Annotated in this window: 16 protein-coding genes; 5 read left to right on the top strand and 11 right to left on the bottom strand. The window is 76.0% G+C overall.

What is annotated here, in order from left to right; genetic code table 11:
* Positions 1-11 precede the first annotated feature (11 nt).
* The 3 genes from AB0Q99_RS05250 to AB0Q99_RS05240 all read right to left on the bottom strand — a co-directional run bounded on the left by AB0Q99_RS05250 (position 12) and on the right by AB0Q99_RS05240 (position 9,216).
* Entirely contained in the window at positions 12-1,370 is a 1,359-nt protein-coding gene (locus AB0Q99_RS05250) for a DHA2 family efflux MFS transporter permease subunit (RefSeq protein WP_363569256.1), read from the bottom strand.
* 89 nt (positions 1,371-1,459) lie between these two features.
* Positions 1,460-1,645 (bottom strand): MbtH family protein, encoded by a 186-nt coding sequence (locus AB0Q99_RS05245; protein ID WP_363568654.1) that lies wholly within the window; start codon positions 1,643-1,645, stop codon positions 1,460-1,462.
* Complete coding sequence (locus tag AB0Q99_RS05240; RefSeq protein WP_363568652.1) at positions 1,642-9,216, bottom strand: amino acid adenylation domain-containing protein; 7,575 nt, start codon at positions 9,214-9,216, stop codon at positions 1,642-1,644. Before AB0Q99_RS05240 ends, AB0Q99_RS05245 begins: the two co-directional genes overlap by 4 nt.
* A gap of 118 nt (positions 9,217-9,334) precedes the next feature.
* Here AB0Q99_RS05240 and AB0Q99_RS05235 point away from each other — a divergent pair, with 118 nt between their 5' ends.
* Entirely contained in the window at positions 9,335-10,513 is a 1,179-nt protein-coding gene (locus AB0Q99_RS05235) for an amidohydrolase (protein WP_363568651.1), read from the top strand.
* 72 nt (positions 10,514-10,585) lie between these two features.
* Here AB0Q99_RS05235 and AB0Q99_RS05230 read toward each other — a convergent pair whose 3' ends face one another.
* The 8 genes from AB0Q99_RS05230 to AB0Q99_RS05195 form a co-directional block, all read right to left on the bottom strand.
* Positions 10,586-11,401 carry an AMP-binding protein gene (locus AB0Q99_RS05230; RefSeq protein ID WP_363568649.1) on the bottom strand — a complete coding sequence of 272 codons (816 nt, stop codon included), beginning with the start codon at positions 11,399-11,401 and terminating at the stop codon, positions 10,586-10,588.
* Positions 11,401-11,625: a phosphopantetheine-binding protein gene (locus AB0Q99_RS05225; RefSeq protein ID WP_350630456.1), complete on the bottom strand. Its 225-nt coding sequence runs from the start codon at positions 11,623-11,625 to the stop codon at positions 11,401-11,403. The genes AB0Q99_RS05230 and AB0Q99_RS05225 overlap by 1 nt, the downstream gene beginning before the upstream one ends.
* A 5-nt stretch (positions 11,626-11,630) precedes the next feature.
* Positions 11,631-12,353 (bottom strand): isochorismatase family protein, encoded by a 723-nt coding sequence (locus tag AB0Q99_RS05220; RefSeq protein ID WP_363568647.1) that lies wholly within the window; start codon positions 12,351-12,353, stop codon positions 11,631-11,633.
* 105 nt (positions 12,354-12,458) lie between these two features.
* Entirely contained in the window at positions 12,459-14,180 is a 1,722-nt protein-coding gene (locus AB0Q99_RS05215; protein ID WP_363568645.1) for a (2,3-dihydroxybenzoyl)adenylate synthase, read from the bottom strand.
* Complete coding sequence (dhbC, locus tag AB0Q99_RS05210; RefSeq protein WP_363569255.1) at positions 14,177-15,379, bottom strand: isochorismate synthase DhbC; 1,203 nt, start codon at positions 15,377-15,379, stop codon at positions 14,177-14,179. Before dhbC ends, AB0Q99_RS05215 begins: the two co-directional genes overlap by 4 nt.
* Positions 15,380-15,641: 262 nt before the next feature.
* Complete coding sequence (locus AB0Q99_RS05205) at positions 15,642-16,424, bottom strand: 2,3-dihydro-2,3-dihydroxybenzoate dehydrogenase (protein WP_363568643.1); 783 nt, start codon at positions 16,422-16,424, stop codon at positions 15,642-15,644.
* A gap of 278 nt (positions 16,425-16,702) precedes the next feature.
* The gene (locus tag AB0Q99_RS05200) at positions 16,703-17,230 is read right to left on the bottom strand and encodes a GNAT family N-acetyltransferase (protein WP_363568641.1); all 528 of its coding nucleotides are present in this window, start codon (positions 17,228-17,230) and stop codon (positions 16,703-16,705) included.
* 20 nt (positions 17,231-17,250) lie between these two features.
* Positions 17,251-18,402 carry a CapA family protein gene (locus tag AB0Q99_RS05195; protein WP_363568639.1) on the bottom strand — a complete coding sequence of 384 codons (1,152 nt, stop codon included), beginning with the start codon at positions 18,400-18,402 and terminating at the stop codon, positions 17,251-17,253.
* 251 nt (positions 18,403-18,653) lie between these two features.
* On the opposite strand from AB0Q99_RS05195, the gene AB0Q99_RS05190 reads away from it, so the two are divergent.
* The 4 genes from AB0Q99_RS05190 (at position 18,654) to AB0Q99_RS05175 (ending at position 22,805) form a co-directional block, all read left to right on the top strand.
* Positions 18,654-19,571 carry a universal stress protein gene (locus AB0Q99_RS05190; protein ID WP_363568637.1) on the top strand — a complete coding sequence of 306 codons (918 nt, stop codon included), beginning with the start codon at positions 18,654-18,656 and terminating at the stop codon, positions 19,569-19,571.
* Between the two features lie 138 nt (positions 19,572-19,709).
* Positions 19,710-20,993, top strand: coding sequence for a M48 family metallopeptidase (locus tag AB0Q99_RS05185; protein WP_363568635.1), 1,284 nt, complete (start codon positions 19,710-19,712; stop codon positions 20,991-20,993).
* Between the two features lie 30 nt (positions 20,994-21,023).
* The gene (locus AB0Q99_RS05180; protein ID WP_363568634.1) at positions 21,024-21,446 is read left to right on the top strand and encodes a MarR family transcriptional regulator; all 423 of its coding nucleotides are present in this window, start codon (positions 21,024-21,026) and stop codon (positions 21,444-21,446) included.
* Positions 21,447-21,629: 183 nt separating this feature from the next.
* Positions 21,630-22,805, top strand: coding sequence for a PP2C family protein-serine/threonine phosphatase (locus AB0Q99_RS05175; RefSeq protein ID WP_363569254.1), 1,176 nt, complete (start codon positions 21,630-21,632; stop codon positions 22,803-22,805).
* Positions 22,806-22,844 lie beyond the last annotated feature (39 nt).

Here is a 22,844-nt window from a genome sequence, read left to right as displayed (position 1 = left end):
CGGCGCCGCCGTCAGTCCTCCGGGGGCGGGCCCGGGGCCTCCGCGGGGAGGCGGGCGGCGAGGAGGGCGCCGGTGGCGACCAGGAGGGCGGTCAGCAGGAGGGCGAGCCGGTAGGGGGCGGTGCCGGAGTCGGCGGGGAGCGCGCCGATGAGGGCGGCGGTGGCGGCGATGCCGAGGGCGCCGCCGAGGGTGCGCAGGATGGTGAAGAGCCCCATCGCGCGGCCCATCGCGGGCGGCGGGACGTCGGCGAACCCGGCGATCTGGACGGTGAGGACGGCGGTGCCCAGGATGAGGCCGACGCCGAACATCAGGGCGCGGACGATCCACGGGTCCTCCGCGTAGCCGAGCGCCGCGAGGACCGCCGCGGCCAGCAGCAGGCCGGGCAGGGCGAGACGGCGCGGGCCGAGCCGGGGCAGCAGGCGGTCCACCACCTGGGAGGCGGCCATCAGGCCGATCGCCTCCGGGAAGACGCTCAGCCCGGCGTCGAGGGCCGAGGCACCGAGGGCCGCCTGGTAGAGCAGCGGGAGGGCGAACAGCGCGCCCATCAGCCCGGCGGAGGTGAGCAGGGCCAGTCGGCTCGCCGTGCCGAAGGTCCGGTCGGCGAGCAGCCGCAGGTCCACCAGCGGCTGCTCGGCGCGGAGTTGGTGACGGACGGCGGCGGCCAGCAGCGCCAGGCCGGCGATCCCGCCGAGCGCCACGCCCGGGGAGGACCAGCCGTGGGCCGGACCGAAGCCGAGGGCGTAGGTCAGCAGGCCGAGGCCGGGGGTGGCGAGCAGGAACCCGGTGGTGTCGAAGCGGCCGGCCGGGAGCTCCTCGGCACCGCGCAGGCCGCGCAGGCCGACGGCGACGGCGGCGACCCCGATCGGCACGTTGACCAGGAACAGCCAGTGCCAGGAGAGGTGTTCGGTGAGGAGGCCGCCGAGCGGCGGCCCGAGGGCGGGCATCAGCGCGGTGGGGACGATCAGGATCCGGCCCAGGCCGGCCCGCTCGTGCGGGGCGAAGGCCCGGAACAGCAGCGTCATCCCGACCGGCGTGAGCAGCCCGCCCGCCACGCCCTGGACGGCGCGCGCGGTGGCCAGCGAGCCGAGGCCGGGGGCGGCGGCGCACAGCGCGGAGGCGAGGGTGAAGGCGCTCAGCGCGCCGAGGAAGACCCGCTTCACGCCGTACCGGTCGCCGAGCCAGCCGGCGACCGGCAGGCCGAGGGCGAGGCCGACCAGGAAGGCGGTCTCGACGGCGTTGGCCGCCGAGACCGGTCGGCCGAAGTCCTCGGCGATGCTGAACAGCGCGGGGTTGACGATGGTCGAGTCCAGGCCGTTCATGCACATCGCGGCCGTGTAGACGACGACCACCGCGGCGCGCCCCGCGAGCAGGGGGCGCGTCGGGGCCCGGGAGGCCGAGGCTTCCGACGTGACCTCGGGAGTCGCCCCGGGCGCGGCCCCGGGAGTGGCCTCGGGAGGGGTCACAGGGCGGTCCAGTGCGCGGTGATCCACTCCAGGGCGGCGGCCCGCTCGCACGGGCCGTGGGCGACGTCCCAGCCGACCGGGACGGCGGCGAAGGCGGGCCAGAGCGAGTGCTGCCCCTCGGGGTTGACGAGTGCGAGGAACTCGCCGTCGGCGTCGAAGGGGTTGGCGGGGGCGTCACTCATCGGTGGTCATCTCCATCGTCGGTCGTCGTCAGGTGGTCGGCGATCACGCTCGCGATGTGCGCGATCGGGGCGGGCAGGGTCATGTCCTTGTGCGAGCAGGCCACGTCGGTGTTGGCGATCCGGCCGGTCACGTACGGGGTCCAGAGCTCGGGCACCAGGGTGTCGTCGATGGTGTCGACGGTGGCCCGGAAGAACAGCACGTCACCGTCGTAGCGGCGGTGGTCGTAGCCGCGCACCAGGTGGTTGGTGTTGAGGTAGATCCGGTTGAGCGCGGCCACGGTCGCGTCGTCGAGTCCGGCGAGCGGACTGCCCTCGCGGCGCAACAGCTCGGTGACGGCGTCGAGTTCGAGCGGCCGGCCGGCGAGGTCGGCGGGGCCGAAACCGCCCATGGTGAGCAGTGCTTCGAGCGCCTCGGCCTGGTCGGGGACGGGCAGCTCGCGGAACCCCTCGGCCGGGTAGGCGTCCAGGATGGCGAGCAACTCGACCTCCTGGCCGAGCTCCTGGAGCCGGACGGCCACCGCGTGGGCGATGATCCCGCCGGTGGACCAGCCGAGCAGCCGGTACGGCCCCTCGGGCTGGACCTCGCGCAGCCGGTCGGCGTAGTGCGCGGCCAGCTCCTCCATGGTGCCGGGCAGCGGCTCGGCGGCGGTGGCGGCGCCGACGCCCTGGGCCTGCAGGCCGTAGATCGGGACCACGCCGGGCAGGTGGCGGATCAGGCCGGTGTAGCACCAGGACAGGCCGCCGGCCGGGTGGACGGCGAACAGCGGGCGCTGCCGTCCGGGAGCGACGGGCCGCAGCGGGAGCAGGACGTCCAACGCGTCGGCCTCGTCGGCACCGGCCGCGAGCGCGGCGTCGAGGGCGGCCACCGTGGGGGCCTGGAACAGCGTGCCGATGCCGACGTCCAGTCCGAGCACCTCGCGGATCCGCCCGGCGAGGCGCACGACCAGCAGCGAGTGCCCGCCGAGGGCGAAGAAGTCGTCCTCGACGCCGACCGCGGTCGTGCCCAGCACCTCGGCGAAGAGTTCGCGGAGCTGCTGCTCGCGCGGGGTTCGCGGGGGCCGGCCGGCGCCCGCGGCGGGGGCCTCGGGGGCGGGCAGGGCGCGGCGGTCGAGCTTGCCGTTGGCGGTCAGCGGCAGGCGGTCGAGCAGGACGACGGCGGACGGCACCATGTGGACGGGCAGTCCGGCGGCGGCGTGGGCCCGCAGGTCCTCGGGCGTCGGACCGTCGGCCACGGGGCTTCCGGTCGCAGCGCCGTCGGCCGTCGCACCGCCGGCCGCAGGGCTGCCGGCCACCGCGTAGGCGACCAGCCGCTTGTCCCCCGGCGTGTCCTCGCGGACCACGACCGCGGCGTCGGCGACGGCCGGGTGGGCCGCCAACACGGCCTCGATCTCGCCGAGTTCGATCCGGAAGCCGCGCAGCTTGACCTGCTGGTCGGCGCGGCCGACGTACTCCAGGACGCCGTCGGCGCGGCGGCGGGCGAGGTCGCCGGAGCGGTACATCCGGGTGCCGCGCTCGCCGAACAGTTCGGCGTACGGGTCGGCGACGAAGCGGGTGGCGGTGAGCTCGGGGCGGCCGAGGTAGCCGCGGGCCAGGCCCGCCCCGGCCACGTACATCTCGCCGGTGACGCCGGGCGGGACGGGCTGCAGGTGCCGGTCGAGGACGTAGACCCGCAGGTCGGGGATGTTGACGCCGATGGTGCTGCTGCTTCCGGCGGCGGCGCTCGCCCGGTCGAGGGCGATGTACGAGACGTGCACCGTGGTCTCGGTGATGCCGTACATGTTGACCAGGGTCGGCGCGTCCTCGGCGTGCCGGGAGTACCAGTCGTCCAGTCGGCCGAGTTCCAGCGCCTCGCCGCCGAACACCACGTAGCGCAGGGCGAGTTCGCTGCCCGGGCGGTCCCGGTCGGCGGCGCTGAGCTGGTAGAACGCGGACGGCGTCTGGTTGAGCACGGTGACGCGTTCGCGGGCGAGCAGGTCGAGGAAGGCGGCCGGGTCGCGGCTGACCAGGTGCGGGACGACGACCAGCCGGCCGCCGTGCAGCAGGGCGCCCCACAGCTCCCAGACGGAGAAGTCGAAGGCGTAGGAGTGGAACAGCGTCCAGACGTCGTCCGGGCCGAAGCCGAACCAGTGGTCGGTGGCGGTGAACAGCCGGACCACGTTGCGGTGGGTGACGGGTACGCCCTTGGGACGGCCGGTGGAGCCGGAGGTGTAGATGACGTACGCGGTGTCCTCGGCACGCAGCGGGCGGGTGCGCTCGTCCGGGCCGAGCGGAACGGCCGGGTACCGCTCGGCCTCCGGTCCGTCGACGAGGAGTCGGCGCACGTCGTGGGCGGGCAGCCGGGGCGCGGTGGCGCGGTCGGTGAGCAGGGCGGCGGGGGTGGCGTCGGCCAGCATGTAGGCGAGCCGGTCGGCCGGGTAGTCGGGGTCCAGGGGCAGGTAGGCGGCGCCGGACTTGGCCACGGCCAGCAGGGCGACGACGAGTTCCAGCGAGCGCGGCAGGGCGAGGGCGACGATGGTGCCGGGGCCGATGCCCTCGGCGGCCAGCAGCCGGGCCAACCGGTCGGCGCGGGCGCCGAGTTCGGTGTAGTCGAGCTGCTCGCCCCGGCAACTCACCGCGATGGCCCGCGGGTTGGCCTCGGCAGCGGCCTCGAACAGCTCGGGCAGGGTGGCGTCGGGCGCTGAACCGGCAGGCCCGGAGGCGTCGAGTGCGGAGGCGGCGGCCGAGCGCGCCGCGCCGGGGGCGGTGTTCCACTCGACCAGGGCGCGCAGCCGCTCCTCCTCGCCGATCAGCGGGAGCCGGCCGATCGGGGTGTCGGGGGCGGTGGCGGCGGCGGTGAGCAGCCGGGCCAGGCGTTCTCCGAGCGCGGCCACGGTGGCGGCGTCGAAGAGGTCGGTGCGGTACTCCAGGAAGCCGCCGATGCCGCCGCCGGGCCGTTCGCCCGCGTTGAGGGTCAGGTCGAACTTGGCGGTGCCGCTGGGGACGGCGGTGATCTCGGCGGTGAGGCCGCCGCCGAGCTCGACGCGCTCGTCGGGGCGGCTCTGCCAGGCGAGCATCACCTGGAACAGCGGGTGGCGGGCGAGCGAGCGCGCCGGGTTGAGCTCCTCGACCAGGCGGTCGAAGGGCAGGTCGGCGTGCTCGTGGGCGCCGAGGACGACGTCGCGCACGCGGGCCAGCAGCTCGCGGAAGGTCGGCTCGCCGGAGGTGTCGGTGCGCAGGACGACGGAGTTGACGAAGTAGCCGACCAGCGCGGCGGTCTCCTCGTCCTCGCGTCCGGCCACCGGGGTGCCGACCGGGATGTCGGTGCCGCAGCCGTGCCGGGTGAGCAGGGCGGCGAGGCCGGCCTGGACGGCCATGAAGACGGTGCCGCCGACGGACCGGGCGAGCCCGGCCAGGGCGGTGTGCGCCTCGGCGTCGAGGGTGAAGGGCACGGTGGCGCCCCGGTGGCCGGCCACGGCCGGGCGGGGACGGTCGGTGGGCAGCTCCAGCTGGTCGGGCAGCCCGGCGAGCGCGTCGCGCCAGTACTCCGTCTGCCGGAGGGCGAGCGGGCCGGGTTCCTCGGTGGTGCCGAGGCGCTGCCGCTGCCAGGCCGCGTGATCGGCGAACTGGACGGCGAGCCGGGGCAGTTCGGGTTCGCGCCCGGCGAGCCTGGCGGCGTAGGCGGCGGCCAGGTCGCGGACCAGCGGGGTGGTGGATGCGCCGTCACCGGCGATGTGGTGGAGCAGGAGGAGCAGGGTGTGCCGGTCGGGTCCGTCGGTGAACAGGGTGGCCCGCAGCGGCGGTTCGGCGGACAGGTCGAAGGAGTACCGGACGGCCTCGGTCGACTCGCTGCGGCCGTCGTGCAGTTCGAGGGGGGCTGCGGGCAGGATCCGCTGGTACGGCGTGCCGTCCGGCTCCTCGCCGTAGACGGTGCGCAGGACTTCGTGCCGGGCGACGAGGTCGCCCAGGGCACGGGTGAGCGCGGGCCGGTCCAGCGGGCCGGTGAGGGTGAGGGCGAGCGGGATGTTGTAGGTGGGGCTGGGGCCTTCGAGGCGGTGCAGGAACCAGAGGCCGCGCTGGGCGGGCGAGATCGGCATCCGTTCGGCACGCGGGACGGGCACCAGCGCGGGGCGCGGGTCCGGGGCGCCGGGGTGGGGGTGCTCGCGCTCCGACCGGCCGTCGGCGGTCCGGACGGGGTCGATGCGGCTACGGTCGGCGTCGGTGCGGTCGGGGGCGGTGCGGTCGATGCCGCTACGGTCGGCGTCGGTGCGGTCGGGGTCGGCGTCGGCGTCGCTGCGGTCGCCGAGCAGGGCGGCGAGGCCGGCCGGGGTCGGATGGCGGAACACGTCCGCGAACCCGGCCCGGGTGGCGAAGGTCTCGCGCAGCCGGGCGGCCAGCCGCCCGGCGAGCAGCGAGTGACCGCCGAGGTCGAAGAAGGAGGCGTGCCGGCCGGGCGCCCGCGGCAGGCCGAGGACGTCGGCGAACAGCCCGCAGACCAGCTCCTCCCGGGGCGTCGCCGCCGAGGGGCCCTCGGCCGCCGACGCCGCCACGTCCGGCTCGGGCAGGGCCCGGTGGTCGAGCTTGTCGTGGGCGGTGCGCGGCAGTTCGTCCAGCAGCTGGACCGCCGCCGGGACCATGTGCGCGGGCAGCCGGTCGGCGAGCGCGGCGCGCAGCCCCTCCGGGTCCAAAGCGGCACCGGGCGCGGGGACGGCGTAGCCGAGCAGGCGCTTGCCCTGCGGTCCGGGGCGGGCGATCACCACGGCCTGGGCGACGCCCGGCAGTTCGGCGAGGACGGCGGCGATCTCGCCGGGCTCGACCCGGAAGCCGCGGATCTTCACCTGGTCGTCGGCCCGGCCGAGGAACTCCAGGGTGCCGTCCGGGCGGCGGCGGGCGAGGTCGCCGGTGCGGTACATCCGGCCGCCGGGCGGGCCGAAGGGGTCGGCGAGGAAGCGCTCGGCGGTGAGGTCGGGCCGGCCGAGGTAGCCGCGGGCCAGGCAGGCCCCGGCGACGTACAGTTCGCCGGTGACGCCGTCGGGCGCGGGGCGCAGCGAGCCGTCCAGGACGTAGGCGCGGGAGCCGCGCACCACCCGGCCGACCGGGGCGCCGTCCGGGCCCGGGGTCCAGGCGTAGGCGTCGACGGTGGTCTCGGTCGGGCCGTAGAGGTCGACCGGGTGCAGGCCGGGGACGGCGGTCAGGCGCTGCCAGAGGGCGGGCGGGGTGGCCTCGCCGCCGACCACGAGGACGGACGGGCGGTGCCGCCCTTCGTCCAGGACGCCTTCGGCGATGAGGACTTCGAGGTAGGAGGGGGTGAGGTCGAGGTAGTCGATGCGCTCGCGGTCGAGGTGGGCGGCCAGCGCGGCCGGGTCGCGGTAGGTGGCGTCGTCCAGCAGGTGCAGCTCGTGGCCGTGGACCATCCAGAGCACCGGGTCCCAGGACGCGTCGAAGGCGAACGAGGCGCTGTGGGCGACGCGCAGGCGCTCGCGGCCGGTGCGGCGCACGGCGGGGGCGATGTGGTCCTCGGCGAGGCCGGCGTGCAGGTTGGCCAGCGCGGCGTGGGTGACCACCACGCCCTTGGGGCGGCCGGTGGAGCCCGAGGTGTGCAACACGTAGGCGGGGTGGTGGAGTCGGGGCGCGGGCGGGGCGGTGTCCGGCTCGCCGTCGGCCTCCCCCGGCCGGACCGTGGGCAGGCCGACGGGCAGGCCCAGTCCGCCCAGCGCCTCGGTGGTGCCGACCACGCAGACCGGGCGGGCGTCGGCCAGGACGGCCGCGAGCCGCTGCCGGGGGTGGGTGAGGTCGAGGGAGACGCAGGCCCCGCCGGCCTTGAGGACGGCGAGCATCGCGACGAGCGTGTCCGCGCCGCGCGGCAGGGCGATCGCGACCGGCGCGCCGTCCCGCACGCCGAGGGCGGTCAGGCGTCGGGCGAGCCGGTTGGCGGCGGCGTCCAGCTGCCGGTACGTCAGGGCGGTCGGGCCGCAGCGGACGGCGACGGCCTCCGGGGTGCGGGCGGCCCGGGCGGCGAACAGCTCGGGGACGGTCCGTTCGGCCGGGGGTTCGGTCCGCCCGGCGGTGGCCCGGCGCAGGCCGTCCGCGTCGAGCAGGTCGATCCGGGCGATCGGCGTTCCCGGGGCGGTGAGCAGCAGCTCGGCGAGGGCGTCGAGGTAGCGCAGCAGGCCGTCGCGGTGGGCGGCCAGGGAGGCGGCGCCGTGGCGGGCCGGGTCGGCGTCGATGGCGAGGCGCAGCGCGCCGTCCGGGCCGGGCGAGACGTTCAGGGCGAGGTCGTCCACCGGGCCTGCGGCGAGGTTGCGGACGGTGCCGGGCAGGCCGGCCAGGTCGAGGTCGCCCTCGAAGGCCTTGATGTTGACCATCGGGCCGAACAGGGCGCGGCGGTCGCCGGTGCGGCCGAGGTCGCGGCGCAGGTCCTCCAGCGGGTAGCGCTGGTGGCGGCGGACGGCGCGCAGTTCGCGGACCACCTGGCGCAGCAGGGCCTCGGCGCTGTCGCCGGGGCGGACGGCGAGGCGCAGCGGGAGCACGTTGGCGGCGGCGACGGGGGTGCGCAGGGCCGCCGGGCCGCGACGGTTGGCGAGCGGCAGGCCGAGGACGACGTCCCGGCTGCCGGAGAGGCGGTGCAGGTAGCCGGCGGCGGCGGCGAGGAGCAGTTCGGCCCAGGTCGCGCGGACGGCGCCGGCGGCGCGCTCCAGGCGGTCGCGGGTACCGGCGGGGAGGTCGGCGGTGAGGCGCAGCGGGACCGTGCCGGCGTGGTGGGTGGGCGCGCCGGGGAGGGTCGGCGCGGTGCCTGCTTCGCGGGTCGGTGCGCCCGGGGCGGTCGCCGGGGCGCCGGGGAGGGTCGCCGGGGCGCCGGGGAGGGTCGCCGGGGTGTCGGCGTCGGCCATCCGGTCGGACCAGTAGGCGCGGTCGGCCCGGTACTCCTCGCCGTCGCGGTACGCGGCCTCCTCGGCGGCGGCCTCGGTGAGGCGCGCGAACGGGCTCGGCGCCGGCTCGGCGCCGGTGGTGTGCGCGCGGTACAGCTCGGCGACCCGGTCGCCGAGGAGGGTCAACGCGTAGGCGTCGACGGCGAGGTGGTGGATCCGGCGGTACCAGAGCCACCGGTCGTCGGCGAGCCGGATGAGCGCGTGGGTGAACAGCGGGCCCTCGGCGAGGTCGACCGGGCGGGCGAGGTCGGCGCGCATCCAGGACTCGGCGGCGGCGTCGGGGGTGACCTCCGGAGCGGCCTCGGCGGCGGCCTGGGCTTCGGCCTCGGCTTCGGCCTCGGTGACGGCTTCGGCGCGCAGGTCGAGGCGGCGCAGCGGCCACTGACGGTCCGGCCCGAGCCGCTGACGGGGCGTCCCGTCCGGGCCGGTGACGACGACGGCGCTGAGCGCCTCCGCCTCCTCCACCGCCTGCCGCAGCGCCCGTTCGAACCGGGCCTCGTCGAGCGGGCCGGTGATCTCGACGGCGTCGCCGGTGTTGTAGACCGGGCTGGTGGGGTCGAGCGCCTGGGCGTACCAGATGGCGGCCTGGGCGGCGAGCAACGGAATGTCGACGGCCTGGGTCGCGCCAGTCCGGCTGTCGGCAGTCTGGGTCTCGGCGGCGGGCATGGTTCGGAAAGCTCCTCGGGATCCGGAACGCCTTACTTAGGTTAGCCTAATCTAACTTCATACGATCTGGTCAACGGCCCGGGGAAGTCCGGGCCCTGACACCCCGGAGACGCCACCCATGCCCCTGCCCGCGACCCCGCCCGCCGCCGCGACCACACCACCCCTCGACCCGGCCAAGCAGGCCGTCCACGACCGCGTGCACGCGCACCGGGAGGAGTTGCTCGCCCTCAGCCGCCGCATCCACGCCCACCCCGAGACGGCCTTCGAGGAACACCGCGCGGCCGCCTGGTGCGCCGAACTGCTGCGCGGCCACGGCTACACCGTCACCGCGCCCGCGCACGGCCTGGCCACCGCGTTCAGCGCGACCCTCGGCAGCGGGCCGGTCACCGTCGCCCTGGTCTGCGAGTACGACGCGCTGCCCGGCCTCGGCCACGCCTGCGGGCACAACCTGATCGCCGCCGCGGGCCTCGGCGCGGCCGTCGGGCTCGCCCCGTACGCCGACCGGCTCGGGCTCACCGTGCGGGTGATCGGCGCGCCGGCCGAGGAGCGCGGGGCCGGCAAGGCCCTGCTGCTGGAGGCCGGCGCCTTCGCCGGGGTGGACGCGGCGATGATGGTCCACCCCTGCCCGGTCGAGGTCGCCGACTTCCGCTCCTTCGCCCTCGGCACGCTGTCCGTCCGCTACACCGGACGCGCCGCCCACCCGAGCCTCAACCCGCACGACGGACGCAACGCCGCCGACGCCCTCACCCTCGCGCAGGTCGCGATCGGGCTGCTGCGCCAGCAGCTCCCGCCGCACTGGCGGGTGCACGGCATCACCACGGCGGCCGGGACGGCGCCGAACCTGATCCCGGACAGCGCCGCCGCCGAGTACGAGATCCGGGCCTCGGCGGCCGAGGACCTCGTGGAGCTGCGCACCCGGGTCGAGGACTGCTTCCGCGCCGGGGCGCTGGCCACCGGCTGCGAGGTGGAGCTGACCCGACCCGAACCGGACTACCTGGACATGCGGTCCGACCCGGGGCTGTTGACCCTGTGGCGGGCCAACGCGGCGGCGCTCGGCCGACCGGAGCCGGTGGAGAGCGGGCCGTTCGCCTGTACCGACATGGGGAACGTGTCGCACGCGGTGCCCTCGATCCATCCGGTCCTGGACATCACCGGCGGCGCCTGCGCCCCGCACGAGGCGGCGTTCGCCGAGGCGGCGCTGGGCGCGGAGGCGGAACGGGCGGTGCTGGACGGCGCGGTGGCGATGGCGTGGACGGCGGCGGACCTGGCGGCGGCCGGGGCGGGGACGAACGGATGACGGACGACAAGTTTCAGCGAACAGATTTCGTCATCTGTTCGCTGAAACTTGTCAGCTGAACTCCGCCCGCCGTCACCCGCCCGCCAGCAGAGCCGTCGGCGCCACCCGCACCGCCGTCACCCCCAGCTCCCGGACCAGCGCCCCGACCTCCCCCTCCCGCCGCGGATCGGCGAGCACCACGGCGGCGCCCGTCCGCAGCGGCCAGAGGAACTCCCAGAGCGGGAGCCCCAGCTGCAGGACCCGGTCGCCCGGCCCGAGCGGATGCTCCGCCTGGAGCTCGCGGACCCGCCGGTCCGCCTCGGCATGGGTGACCCGGACGGCCGTCGGACGCCCGCCCGGGCCGTACCCGACGCAGAGCAGGTGCTGCGGGGTGAGCGCCCGCGGCGGGTCGGTGGGCAGCTCGCCGACCGCCTCCAGCCCGGCGAGCGCCCCCGGCACCCCCTCCCCCAGCACGCACACCGGCGCGTTCTCCGCGAGCACGCGATCCCGCCGCCCGGGCGCGTCCGCCGGGTCCAGCGGCAGGTACGCCGCACCCGACTTCACCACCGCCAGCAACGCCGTCAGCAGCTCGGCCGGGCGGTGCGGCGGCCCTGCCAGGCCGACCACCGCGCCCGGGCGGGCTCCCCGGGCGGCCAGGGCGCGCGCCAACCGGTTGGCCGAGGCGTTCAGTTCCCCGTAGGTGACGGCGCGCCCGCCCGCGAGCACCAGCGCCGGCGCGTCCGGCGTCCGGGCGGCCTGCGCCTCGACCGGCCCCACCAGGGTGGTCGCCGGGTACGTCACCGTGCGGCGGGGCAGCGGCGGCGCCGCGGCCAGCGCCTCCTCCCGGAACAGCTCCCGGGCGTCCCGCGGCAGCGCCCCGCGGGCGGCCTCCCGTACGACCGCCTCCATCAGACCGCGCCCAACAGCTCGGCCCAGGCCTCGACCGCCGGACGCTCCGCGAGCCGGACGAACGCCACCTCGGCGCCCTCCGCCCGCCAGCGCTCGGCGAGCGTCATCAGCCGGATGGAGTCCAGCCCCCAGTCGACCAGGTTCTCGTCGAGCGGGATGTCCGCCGGGTCCTCGCCGAGCAGGTCGGCGACCTCGGCCCGGATCCGCTCCACCGTGAAGCCCACGCCCGTCACGTCCCGTCCACCTCGCCCGTCTTGCCCGTACCGTCCGTCTTGCCCGTACCGTTCGCACCGCTCACGCCGTCCGCCCCGCCCGCGCCGTCGAGCGCGTCGAGCACGGCCTCCGTCGTGGTGACCACCCCGCAGCGCCCGGCCACCCAGGCCAGCGCGGCGCGGTGCTCCGCCGGGCCGAAGTCGGCGACCGCGTCCGCCACCACGAAGGCCCGGATGTCCCGCATCCAGGCGTCGCAGGCGGTGGCCTGCACGCCGATGTGCGCGTACACGCCGGCGATCACCAGCTGGTCCCGGCCCCGCTCGCGCAGCATCCGCTCCAGCTCGGTGCGCACGAAGGCGCTGTACTTCCACTTGGTCAGCACGGTGTCACCCGGCGCCGGCGCGACGGCGGCGGCGATCGCGGTGGCCCGCGGGTCGTCCGGGATGCCCGGCCCCCAGAAGTCCTGCTGCAGTCCGCGCTCGGCCGGGCTCTGCCCGCCCAGCTGGGCCGAGTAGACGACCGGGACACCGGCGGCGCCCGCCGCCTTGGCCAACCACGCGACGTTGGCGAGGAGTTCGGGCACGGGCTCGGCTTCGGCGTCGTACGCGTCCAGGAAGTGGTTCTGCAGGTCGTGCACCAGCAGAACGGCCCGTGCCGGGTCGACCGTCCAGGCGACCCGGTTGGCGGGCAGCTCGGCGGCGGCGGGCATCGGATAGGAGGGAATGCGGGGCAGGCCCACGATGGTCGTTCCTTAGCAACTAGACGGCGGCAGAGGCCGGGGCGGAGACGGAGGCAGGGGCGGGAACCGGGGCGGGAACAGGCATGGGGAGGACGGGGACCGGACTCAACCGGCCGTCAGGGAGGCGGCGATGGCCGCGCGCAGGTCCTTCTTGCTGACCTTCCCGATGCCGGTGGCCGGGAAGGCCTCGACGAACTCGACCCGGTCGGGCACCTTGTAGTCGGCCAGCCCGCGCTGCCGCACGAAGCGCTTCAACTCGACCCCCTTCGGAGGCTGTTCGCGGTGCTCGGCGCGGAGCACCACGTACGCGCAGGTGCGCTCGCCGAGGTACGGGTCGGGCATCGCCACCACCGCCGCGTCGTGCACGGCCGGGTGCGCGAGCAGGTGGTTCTCGATCTCCTCGGCGGCGACCTTCTCACCGCCCCGGTTGATCTGGTCCTTGGCCCGCCCCTCGACCACCAGGTGGCCGGTCGGGGTCCGCCGAACCAGGTCGCCGGTGCGGTAGAAGCCGTCCGCCGTGAAGGAGTTCGCATTGTGCTCGGGCGCGTTCCAGTAGCCCCGGATGGTGTACGGGCCGCGCGTCAGCAGGTGGCCGGTGGCGCCGTCGGGCAGGTCCCGGTCCTGGTCGTCGACCACCCGGACCTCGTCGTCCGGGGAGATCGGGCGGCCCTGGGTGGTGGTGATCAGCTCCTCCGGGTCGTCCAGCCGGGTGTAGTTGACCAGCCCCTCGGCCATCCCGAACACCTGCTGGAGCGTGCAGCCCAGCACCGGCCGGACCCTGCGGGCGGCCTCCGCGCTGAACTTGGCACCGCCGACCAGCAGCACCTCCAGGCTCTCGAACCCCCGGGCGCCGCGCTCGGCGGCGTCCAGCCAGAGCAGCGCCAGCGGCGGGACCAGTCCGGTGATGGTCACGCCCTCGCGCTCGATCAGCGGGAAGGCCTTCTCCGGGTTGGGCTGCGGGCAGAGCACCACCCGGCCACCGGCGTACAGCGTGCCGAGCGAACCGGGCGAGCTGAGCGGGAAGTTGTGGGCGACCGGCAGCACGCAGAGGTACACGCTGTCGGCATCCTGCGCGCACAGCTCGACCGAGCCGCGCAGCGAGTAGATGTAGTCGTCGTGGGTGCGCGGGATCAGCTTCGGCACTCCGGTACTGCCGCCGGAGAGCTGCAGGAACGCCACGTCGCCCGGCTCGGGTTCACGCGGCAGCGGTCCGGTCCCGCCGCCGGTCCCGCCGCCGGGCGCGTCGCTGGTCAGGCTGTTGGTCACGTCACAGGCCACGTCGCAGGGCACGTCCGCGAGCCGGACGTGCTCCCCCGGGTCCTCACCGGCCACCAGCACCAGCCGCAGCGCCGGGTTCTCCGCCCGTACCCGGGAGGCGAGTTCGCGGTAGTCGAAGCCGCCTTCGACGGCCGGGACGACGTACGCCACCGCGCCCGTGAAGGAGCAGAAGTACCCGATCTCGGTGTACCGGTGCGCGGGCAGCGCGAAGACCGGCAGCACGCCGATCCGGAACAGCGCGAAGACCACCTCGAAGAACTCGGCGGCGTTGGGCAGTTGGACCACGACGCGGTCACCGGCCCGGATCCCCCGGGCGAGCAGCCCGGCGGCCATCCGGTCGGCCCGGCGGTCGAGTTCGGCGTACGTCCAGCGCCGCTCCGTGGCGGCCGCCGAGTGGCCGCCCGGGTCGACGACGGCGGTCCGCTCGCCGTGCGCGGCGGCGCGCTCGCGCAGCATCCGCCCGAAGGTCTCGCCGCGCCAGTACCCGGCGGCCCGGTAGCGCTCGGCGAACTCGGCGGGGTACGGGGTGAACCCGTCCGGCGGCGTCACCGGGACACCCCCACGGCGTCCAGGAAGGTCCGGAACTTGGCGCTGGTCTCGGCGAGTTCGGCTTCCGGACGGGAGCGGTCGACCACCCCCGCACCGGCGTACACCCGCAGCGCCCGCTCGTCGGCCTCGGCGCACCGGATGGTGACCACCCACTCGCCGTCGCCGGCGTCGTCGCTCCAGCCGACCATCCCGGTGTACAGGCCGCGGTCGAACGGCTCGACCTCGCCGATCACCCGGCGCGCGACGTCCGTCGGGGTGCCGCAGACGGCCGGGGTCGGGTGCATCGCGTAGGCCAGCTCCAGGGCGGAGACCGCCGGGTCGGCCAGTTCGCCGCTGATCGTGGTGGCCAGGTGCCACATCGCGGCCGTCCGGACCAGGGTGGGCCGCTCGGGCACCTCCAGGGTGTGGCAGTACGGCGCCAACGCCTCGCGGATGGCGTCCACGACCACGGCGTGCTCGTGCAGGTCCTTGGGCGACTCCAGCAGCGCGGCGGCGCGCCGGACGTCCTCGCCGAGGTCCTCGCTGCGCGGCACCGAACCGGCCAGCGGGTTGGCCAGCACGGCCGTTCCCCGCCGGGAGACCAGGAGTTCGGGGCTGGCGCCGATCAGCGTCCGGCCGCCGCCGGCGGGAACGGCGAAGGTGTAGCCGCCCGGGTCGCGGCGGGCCAGTCGCTGCAGGATGGCCGGCAGGTCGAGCGGCTCGGCGGCGCTCAGCTCCAGCGTCCGGGCCAGCACCACCTTGCTCAACTCCCCGCCACGCAGCCGTTCGACGGCCGCCGCGACACCCGCGCCGTACGCCTCCGGGGCAGGCACCGGGCGGATCCGCCAGTCGACCGGCTCGGCCGGCGGCGCGGGGAGCGCGATCAGCGGGTCGTCCCGCAGCGCCCCGGCGGTGCGGACCCGCTCGGGCACGGCGAGTTCGGCCCGGCCGTCCCGGTCGAACGCCACCGCGCCGACCACCAGCGGCCGTTCACCCCCGGCGCGGCCTGCTTCGGCCAGCGTCTCGGCGACCCGCACGGGCAGCGGCCGCCCGTCCTGCGGCACCCGGGCGCGCACGCCGGAGGTGAGCAGGGTGCGGGTCGGCGAGGCGAAGAAGGCCTCGTCGAAGGCGGCCCGGTACTGGCCGAGCAGTCCGCTGGCCGCGCCGATCACGGCATGGTCGGGGCCGTCGGCGAGGGGGGCCGCCGGGGCGTGGGGCACCGTGGTCACGGTGGATTCTCCAGTCTGGGACGGGTCTACGGGTCTACGGGGCTTCGGGGCTACGTGGCTGTGGGGCTTGGGACTTCGGTGCTTCAGAGCAGCGAGGAGATCGGGACCGTACGGGGGCCGATGGATCCTCGGGAGCCGGCGAGTACACGGGGAGGCAGCCGTTCCACGCAGCCGGGAACGGGGGCGGGGGCGGCCCGGGCACGGGCACGGACCCAGGAGCAGGCCCAGGAGCGGCACCAGGCGCGGTCGCGGCTCAGGCGCGCAGGGTCGCGCCGCCGTCGACGTACAGGTCGTGCATGGTGATGTGCCGAGCCCGGTCGGAGGCCAGGAACACCACGGCCTCCGCGATGTCGGCGGGCGCGGCGATCCGCCCGAGCGGGATGCCGACCCGCCAGGCTCCCGGATCACCGTCGATCACTCGTCGTTCGGCGGCTGCGGCGTCCTCGCCCCACAGCGCGCGCTGCATCTCGGTGTCGGTCGATCCGGGCGACACGACGTTGCACCGCACCCCGGACCGGGCGAGTTCCAGCCCCAGGCAGCGGGTGAACATGGTGGCCGCCGCCTTGGACGCCGCGTAGGCGGCCATCCCGGCCCGCGGCACCCCGGCGGCGTTGGAGCCGACGGTCACGACCGCCCCGCGCCCCCGCCCCGCCATCCGCCGCCCGACGGCGCGACTGGTGTGGAAGACGCCGGTGGTGTTGACGGCGAAGGTGTCGGCCCAGTCGGCGTCGGTGAGTTCGACGACCGGCGCGGTGCGCAGGATGCCCGCGACGTTGACGAGCGTGGCGATCGGGCCGAGCCGGTTCTCCATCGACTCGACCACGTCATCGACGGCTTGGGCGTCGGACACGTCCAGGACGTACGGTCTGACGGCCGGAAGCTCCGACACCAGTGCGTCGAGCGAACCGGCGTTGCGGTCCACCGCCGCGACGACGGCTCCCTCGGCCACCAGCGCCCGGACCACGGCCGCGCCGATGCCCTGCCCGGCTCCGGTGACCATCGCGACGGTACCGGCGAATTCGGACTGCTCCTGCACGGGACATCCCCTCCGACCAGCAATATTAGGCAAGCCTAACCTAACACAGCTGTTCGCCTACGCCGAGAGCTTGTGCGACCGTCAATTCGAACGCCGACCCGTCGACCCGTCGACCCGTCGACCCGTCGACCCGTCGACCCACCGTCACACGCGGAAGGGCGGGGACGCCCCGCCTCGCCGGCCTCCCCACCCACGCCCGCGACCACCCCCGCGCCGGGCTCCCCGCTCGAGTCGCGCTCACCCGGGCCGGGTTCACCCACCCACCGCCGACGCCGGGACTACCGCTCGGCCGGACGGTGGTGGATCCAGTCCAAGCCGTCGCACCCGCCCTCGTCCAGGTGCTCGGCACGCCGCAAGCCGGCGCGCAGGGCCACCCGCTGCGAGGCCAGGTTGGCCGGGCGGATCCGGGCGATCAGTGACAGGCCGGGCTCGGCGGCCCGGGCCCAGGCCGCCACGGCGGTGGCGGCCTCGCCCGCCAGGCCGCGGCCCCAGGAGGCGGGGGCGAGGCGGTAGACGAGGTTGAGGACCGGCAGGCCCGCCAAGGTCATCGGCTTGACTCCGCAGAACCCCAGCACGGCGGGGGCGTCGTGCTCGCGGACCGTCCAGTAGCCGTAGCCGCGGCGCCGCCACAGCGCGTCCCAGTGCCCGTACCGCTCCTCGGCCTCGGCTCGGGTGGCGAGGGCGTCGGAAGGGTTGTGGGCACAGGCGGCCGGGTCACCGTGGATGGCGAGGACGGCGTCGATGTCACCCTTGACCGGCCGCTTGAGCGAGAGCCGACGGGTCGTCAGTTCTTCGTGTCCGGACACGAGGTGATGGTACGGGTGCCTTATCGCGACGCGCTGGGAGCCGGGGTGGCCTTCGGTGCCGGGGAGAGTCCGGCGCAGCCCCGCAGGCCGTCGCGGCGCTTGAGGGCGGCCTCGGCGGCCGCGCCGGTGACCGGCTCCGGGACGCCCTTGTCGTCGATGGTGGCCGGGTCGAAGGCCTCGCCGGTCACCTTGCCGTCGGCGGTGAGGGTGAGGGTGGTGACGCCGGTCTCGTTGGAGTTCGGGTAGTTGGAGGTGCCGTACCAGAGGAAGTTGCCGAAGCCGTACCCGACGTAGGTGTTGCCGAGCATGCCCGAGCCGACCATGGTGTGCGCGTGGGTGCCGACCACGGCGGTGGCACCGGCGGTGGCGAGCTTCTTGGCGATGGTGGTCTGCGGAGCGGTCGGGCAGGCCTTGCCCTCGTCACCCCAGTGCAGGTAGACGAGCACGACCCGGGCCTGCTGCTTCGCCGCCTCCACCGCCTTGACCAGGGCCGGGACGTCCAGCGCGGAGGCGATGCCCGGCTTGTTCGCGCCGGCCCGCCACTTCTGGTTGGTGAGGTCCTCGACCTGGCTGGCGGCGACCACGGCGACCTTCACCCCGCGCACGGTGATGACGTACGGGGCGTACGCCTCCTTGGCGTTGCGGCCGACGCCGACGACCGGGATCGGCGAGGAGTCCTTGGCGGCGAGGGTGTCGGTGAGGCCGTCGGCGCCGAAGTCCACGGCGTGGTTGTTGGCCATCGAGACGACGTCGACGCCCGACTCCTTGAGCGCCGAGAGCGCCTTGGGCGAGGTGCGGAAGGTGTACAGCTTGGGCTCGGGGGTGCCGCGCCCGGTGATCGACGTCTCCAGGTTGAGGACGGACAGGTCGGCGTCGGCGAGGCTGCGGGACATCGGGCCGAGCGCGGGCTCGGGCGGCTGGACGGCCAGCCGGGCCTCGGCGCGGCCCTCGAAGTGGACGTCCCCGGCGAAGGCGACGGTGATGGTGCCGTCGGGCCGGGGCGCGGCGCTCTTGCTCGGGGCCGCGCCGGAGGACGGGACACCCGGGGTCGGGGCCGTGGTCGCCGGGGCGGGGGCCGCGCCGGCCGGTGCCGGGTCGGGGTCGTCCGGGCCGCAGGCCGTGAGGGCGGTCAGCCCGACGAGCAGCGCGACGGCGGCCGCGGCACGGCGCATGAGTGGTTCCCCCCGAGGACGATGCGAGAGCGGTCAGCCTACGCCACCGGATCACCACCGCTTCAGTCCGCACCCGCAACATTCCGGCCACAAAAGGGCACCGGCGGCACCGTTTCTGGCCCACCCGTCCCAATCATCCCGGCCGTCCCGGCCACCGTGTCCCTGGCGCGGTGGCCGGGAGGGCGCGCAGCGTGGTGGTACGGGGAAGCAGTGGAACCGGCCCCGCGCCGAGGCTCCGGAGGTGCGACGTGATGGCCAGCAACGCAGGCACCGGCACGGGCGGCACCGTGGGCGACGCCGAAAGCAGCGGCACGGGCGGCACCGTGGGCAGCACCGCGGGCGGCGGCGCGGGCGGCGGCGCGATCGGCGGCCCCACCGGCAGTCCGGTCGGCAGCCTCCTGCGCAACCCCCCGTTCCCCGCCCGGGAGCGGCGGATCGTGGTCGGCATCGACGGTTCCGCACCGTCGAAGGCCGCCCTGCGCTGGGCGGTCGGGCAGGCCGTCTTGACCGGGGCGACGGTGCACGCGGTGGCCGCCTGGGAGTACCCGTCGCTGTACGGCTGGTTCGCGCCGATGGTGGACGACGGTTTCGAGCGGACCGCCCGCCGCACGCTGAGCGCCGAGATCAACGAGATCCTCGGCCCGGAGCGCCCGGTGGAGGTCCGGGAGAGCCTGGTGCTCGGCCACGCCGCCGAGGTGCTGCTGGAGGCGGCCGAGGACGCCGACCTGCTGGTGCTGGGCAGCCGCGGCCGGGGCACCTTCGCCCGGACGCTGCTCGGCTCGGTCAGCGCCCGCTGCGCGGTGCACGGCAGCTGCCCGGTGGTGATCGTCCGCTCCGACGGGACGGCCACCCCGGCGCCGCAGCCCGCCGCGGGGACGACGACGGCGGAGGACGACCGGTCCGCCGGGGCCGGCGGGCACACCGTCCAGACCAAGGACTGGCAGCTCACCCTGCACGTGGTCGAGGACCGGGACACCACCCGGGTGCACGCCGTCCTGGACGCCGACGGCAACGTCCTGCACAGCGACGCCCGTTCCCGGCGCAACCCCCGCGACGCCCCGGCCCCGCAGGTCGGCGACGAGTTCGCGGTCGGCCGCGCCCTGGTCGACCTCGGTCACCAGCTGCTGCGCGCGGGCGTCCACGACGCCACCGGCCCCACCGAGGAGTGACCGGCACCCGGCCGGCACCCTGCGGGGCCCCGCCGGCCCCGCGCCCGACGGTGGAGTGCGCGCCACCCCGCCGGGTAGGCCATGCTGAACCGCGACACCCGACCGGAAGACCGGACGACCGGAAGAGCCGCCCCGCCCATGGACACCACCCCCGACCGCCGGCCCGTCCCGGGCCCCGACGCGTCCCCGACCGCCGACTCCGCCCGCGCCTCCGGCCACAGCTCCGGTTCCGGTTCCGGTTCCGGTTCCGGCTTCACCCCCGCCGAGCGCGCCCGGGGCCGCGCGCTGCGCCGCGCCCAGCTGCCGTGGGCGCTCGGCGGCCGGCTGGCGGGCCTGGCGCTGACCCTGCTGCTCGGCCTCACCCCGGCCGGCGCCGCCCTGGTCACCGCCACCGGCGGGTGGTTCGGCGGCTCTCGGACAGCCACCGTCCTGGCCGGCGCGGCGGCCCTGGTGGTCCTCGGCCAGGTGCTGCAACTGCCGTTCGGCGCCGGGGTGCGGGCGGTCCGCGCCCGGTACGGGCTGGTGTCCCAGGGCTGGTCCGGCTGGGCGCTGGACGGGCTGCGCGGCCTCGCGCTCGCCCTTGTCCTCTTCCTCCCGCTCGCGCTCGGGCTGTTCACGCTGACCGCCTGGTCGCCGCAGCACTGGTGGCTGCCGGCGGCGGGCGCGGCGGTGGTGCTCACCATCGCGCTCTCCTTCCTCCACCCGCTGCTGATCGAGCCGGTGTTCAACCGCTTCACGCCGATGCCGCCGGGCGAGCAGCGCACCGCGCTGCTGGCGCTGGCCGAGCGGGACGGCGTCCGGGTGCGGGACGTGCTGATCGCGGACGCCTCCCGTCGCACCACCGCGCTCAACGCGTACGTCTCCGGGTTCGGGGCGACCCGCCGGATCGTCGCGTACGACACGCTGCTGACCGCCGCCGAACCGCGCGAGGTCGAGCTGGTGGTGGCGCACGAGCTGGGCCACGTCAAGCACCGGGACGTGGCCCTCGGCACCGCACTGGGCGCGGTCGGGGCGGCCGCCGCGGTGGCCGTCCTCGGTCTGCTGGGCAGCTGGCAGCCACTGCTCGACGCCGCCGGGGCGACGGGCCCGGCGGACCCCCGGGCGCTGCCGCTGCTGGTGGCTCTCGCGGCGCTGCTGGGCGCGCTGTCGGGGCCGGCGCAGTGCGCGGTGAGCCGCCGGATCGAGGCCCGGGCGGACCGGCACGCACTGGAACTGACCGGTGACGCCGAGCAGTTCGTGGCGATGCAGCGCAGACTGGCACTGGTGAACGTCTCCGATGTCGACCCGCCGAGGCTGCTTGAGCTACTGTTCGCCACTCACCCGAGCGCGACCCGCCGGATCGCCGCCGCCCGCACCTGGCAGGCCGCGCGGGGGCGACCGACGCCGGAGCAGCGCACCTCCCCGGGCGGATCCGTTGTATAGTGCAACAAATCTCGAGGAGATAGGAACGCCGTGCCCGGCCGCCAGTCGTCCATCGACACCATCCAGCGCGAGCTGACCGCCTTCGCCCGCCGCGCCCGGCACAAGGCATCCCAGCTGCACCCCGACCTCTCCCTGGTCACGTACAGCATCCTCGACCTGATCACCGAGCGCGGCGGCTGCCGGGCCGCCGACGTGGCCGCGCACTTCATGCTCGACAAGTCCACCGTCAGCCGCCAGGTCACCGCCCTGGAGAAGCTCGGCCTGCTGGCCCGCGAGGCCGACCCGGACGACCAGCGCGGCCAGATCCTGCGCGCCACCGAGGCCGGGCTGACCCTGCTGCGGGACGCCAACGAACAGCGTCGGGTGGCCTTCACCACCCGCTTCACCGACTGGTCCGACGAGGACATCGCCCGCTTCGCCGCCTACCTGGCCCGCTACGGCGAAGAGGGCTGACCGGGCGCTCCCGACGGCCCGACCAGGTGTCGGACGGGGCCCGACGGCCGTCCCGGGGTGCGCCCCGCCGCCCCCGCGGTGTACAGAGGAGAGGTGCCCCTCCGGCAGCGTCCCGATGCGCCGCACCCGCCGCACCCGCCGCATCCCCCCGACCGCCGCCGCGCCTGGCGGCCGGACCGCCGGGTGCTGACGGCGCTGACGCTCGCGCTGATCCTGCTGATCACCGTGATCGACATCCTCTCCCCGCCGGACATCCACCTCGGCCCGCTGCTGATCGTCGCCCCCGCCCTCACCGCCTCCTTCGCCGGCCCCCGGGCCACCTTCTGGATCGCCCTGATCGCGCTCGCCGCGCTGACCGTCATCGGGTCCGTCCGCGACAGCCTGACCAGCGCCAACATCGAGACCCAGCTGAGCGCGCAGGTCGCCGTCTCCACGCTGATCGTCGGCCTGCGGGTGCTGCGCGAGCGGCACGAGCGCGAACTGGCCCGGGTCCGGTCGGTGTCCGAGGCCGCACAGCGGGTGCTGCTGCGCCCGCTGCCGGAGCGGATCGGGCCGCTGCACCTGGCCTCCGTCTACCTGGCCGCCGAGGCCGAGGCCCAGGTCGGCGGCGACCTGTACGCGGCCGCCCGCACCACCACCGGCACCCGGCTGCTGGTCGGCGACGTGCGCGGCAAGGGCCTGTCCTCGCTCGGCGACGCGGCCCTGCTGCTCGGCGCCTTCCGCGCCGCCGCCCACCTGCACGCCGAACTGCCCGACCTGGCCGCCTACCTGGACGGCAGCGTCAGCTGGGACCTCGCCCAGCTCGCCGAGCAGTCCCGGCAGGACCGGCAGGACCGGCACGCCCTGCCCCGGGCGGCGCCCCGGGACGTCCCGGAGGAGGCCGGGGAGGTCGGCGAGTCCTTCATCACCGCCGTCCTGCTCGACATCCCCGACGACGGCTCGCCGGTCCGCCTGATCGACTGCGGCCACCCGCCCCCACTGCTGCTGCGCCCCGAGGGCATCACCACCCTCGCCGCCCACCGCCCCGCCCCGCCGCTGGGCCTCGGCGAACTCGCCCCGGTGCGGTACGAGGTGGAGACCTTCCCGTTCCGCCCCGGCGACCGGCTGCTGATCTACACCGACGGCGTGATCGAGGCCCGGGACGCCCAGCGGCGCTTCTACCCGCTCACCGAGCGCGTCACCGCCTGGGCCGCCGACCGCCCCACCGTCCTGCTGAACCGCCTCCGCCGGGACCTGCTCGCCCACGTCGGCGGCCGGCTGGACGACGACGCGGCCATGGTCGTGGTCGAACGGCTCCCGGACGACGGCCCGCACGGGGACCGCCCCGCGGCCGGCCTCAGGTCACCGGCCGGACACTGAGGCCGGGCACCGGGCACCGGGCAACCGGGCACCGGGCAG

The sequence above is a fragment of the Kitasatospora sp. NPDC086791 genome (assembly GCF_040685975.1).
In the GTDB taxonomy this organism is placed as follows: Bacteria; Actinomycetota; Actinomycetes; order Streptomycetales; family Streptomycetaceae; genus Kitasatospora.
The sequence above is the reverse complement of the archived record's forward strand: the minus strand, read 5'-3'. Positions and strand labels throughout refer to the sequence as shown.

Bases quoted from the DNA above. Each gene is read 5' to 3' on its own strand.
- AB0Q99_RS05190 (WP_363568637.1), top strand. From the start codon at position 18,654: ATGGCCAGCAACGCAGGCACCGGCACGGGCGGCACCGTGGGCGACGCC.
- AB0Q99_RS05185 (WP_363568635.1), top strand. From the start codon at position 19,710: ATGGACACCACCCCCGACCGCCGGCCCGTCCCGGGCCCCGACGCGTCC.
- AB0Q99_RS05230 (WP_363568649.1), bottom strand. From the start codon at position 11,401: ATGGAGGCGGTCGTACGGGAGGCCGCCCGCGGGGCGCTGCCGCGGGAC.
- AB0Q99_RS05235 (WP_363568651.1), top strand. From the start codon at position 9,335: ATGCCCCTGCCCGCGACCCCGCCCGCCGCCGCGACCACACCACCCCTC.
- AB0Q99_RS05195 (WP_363568639.1), bottom strand. From the start codon at position 18,402: ATGCGCCGTGCCGCGGCCGCCGTCGCGCTGCTCGTCGGGCTGACCGCC.
- AB0Q99_RS05245 (WP_363568654.1), bottom strand. From the start codon at position 1,645: ATGAGTGACGCCCCCGCCAACCCCTTCGACGCCGACGGCGAGTTCCTC.
- AB0Q99_RS05240 (WP_363568652.1), bottom strand. From the start codon at position 9,216: ATGCCCGCCGCCGAGACCCAGACTGCCGACAGCCGGACTGGCGCGACC.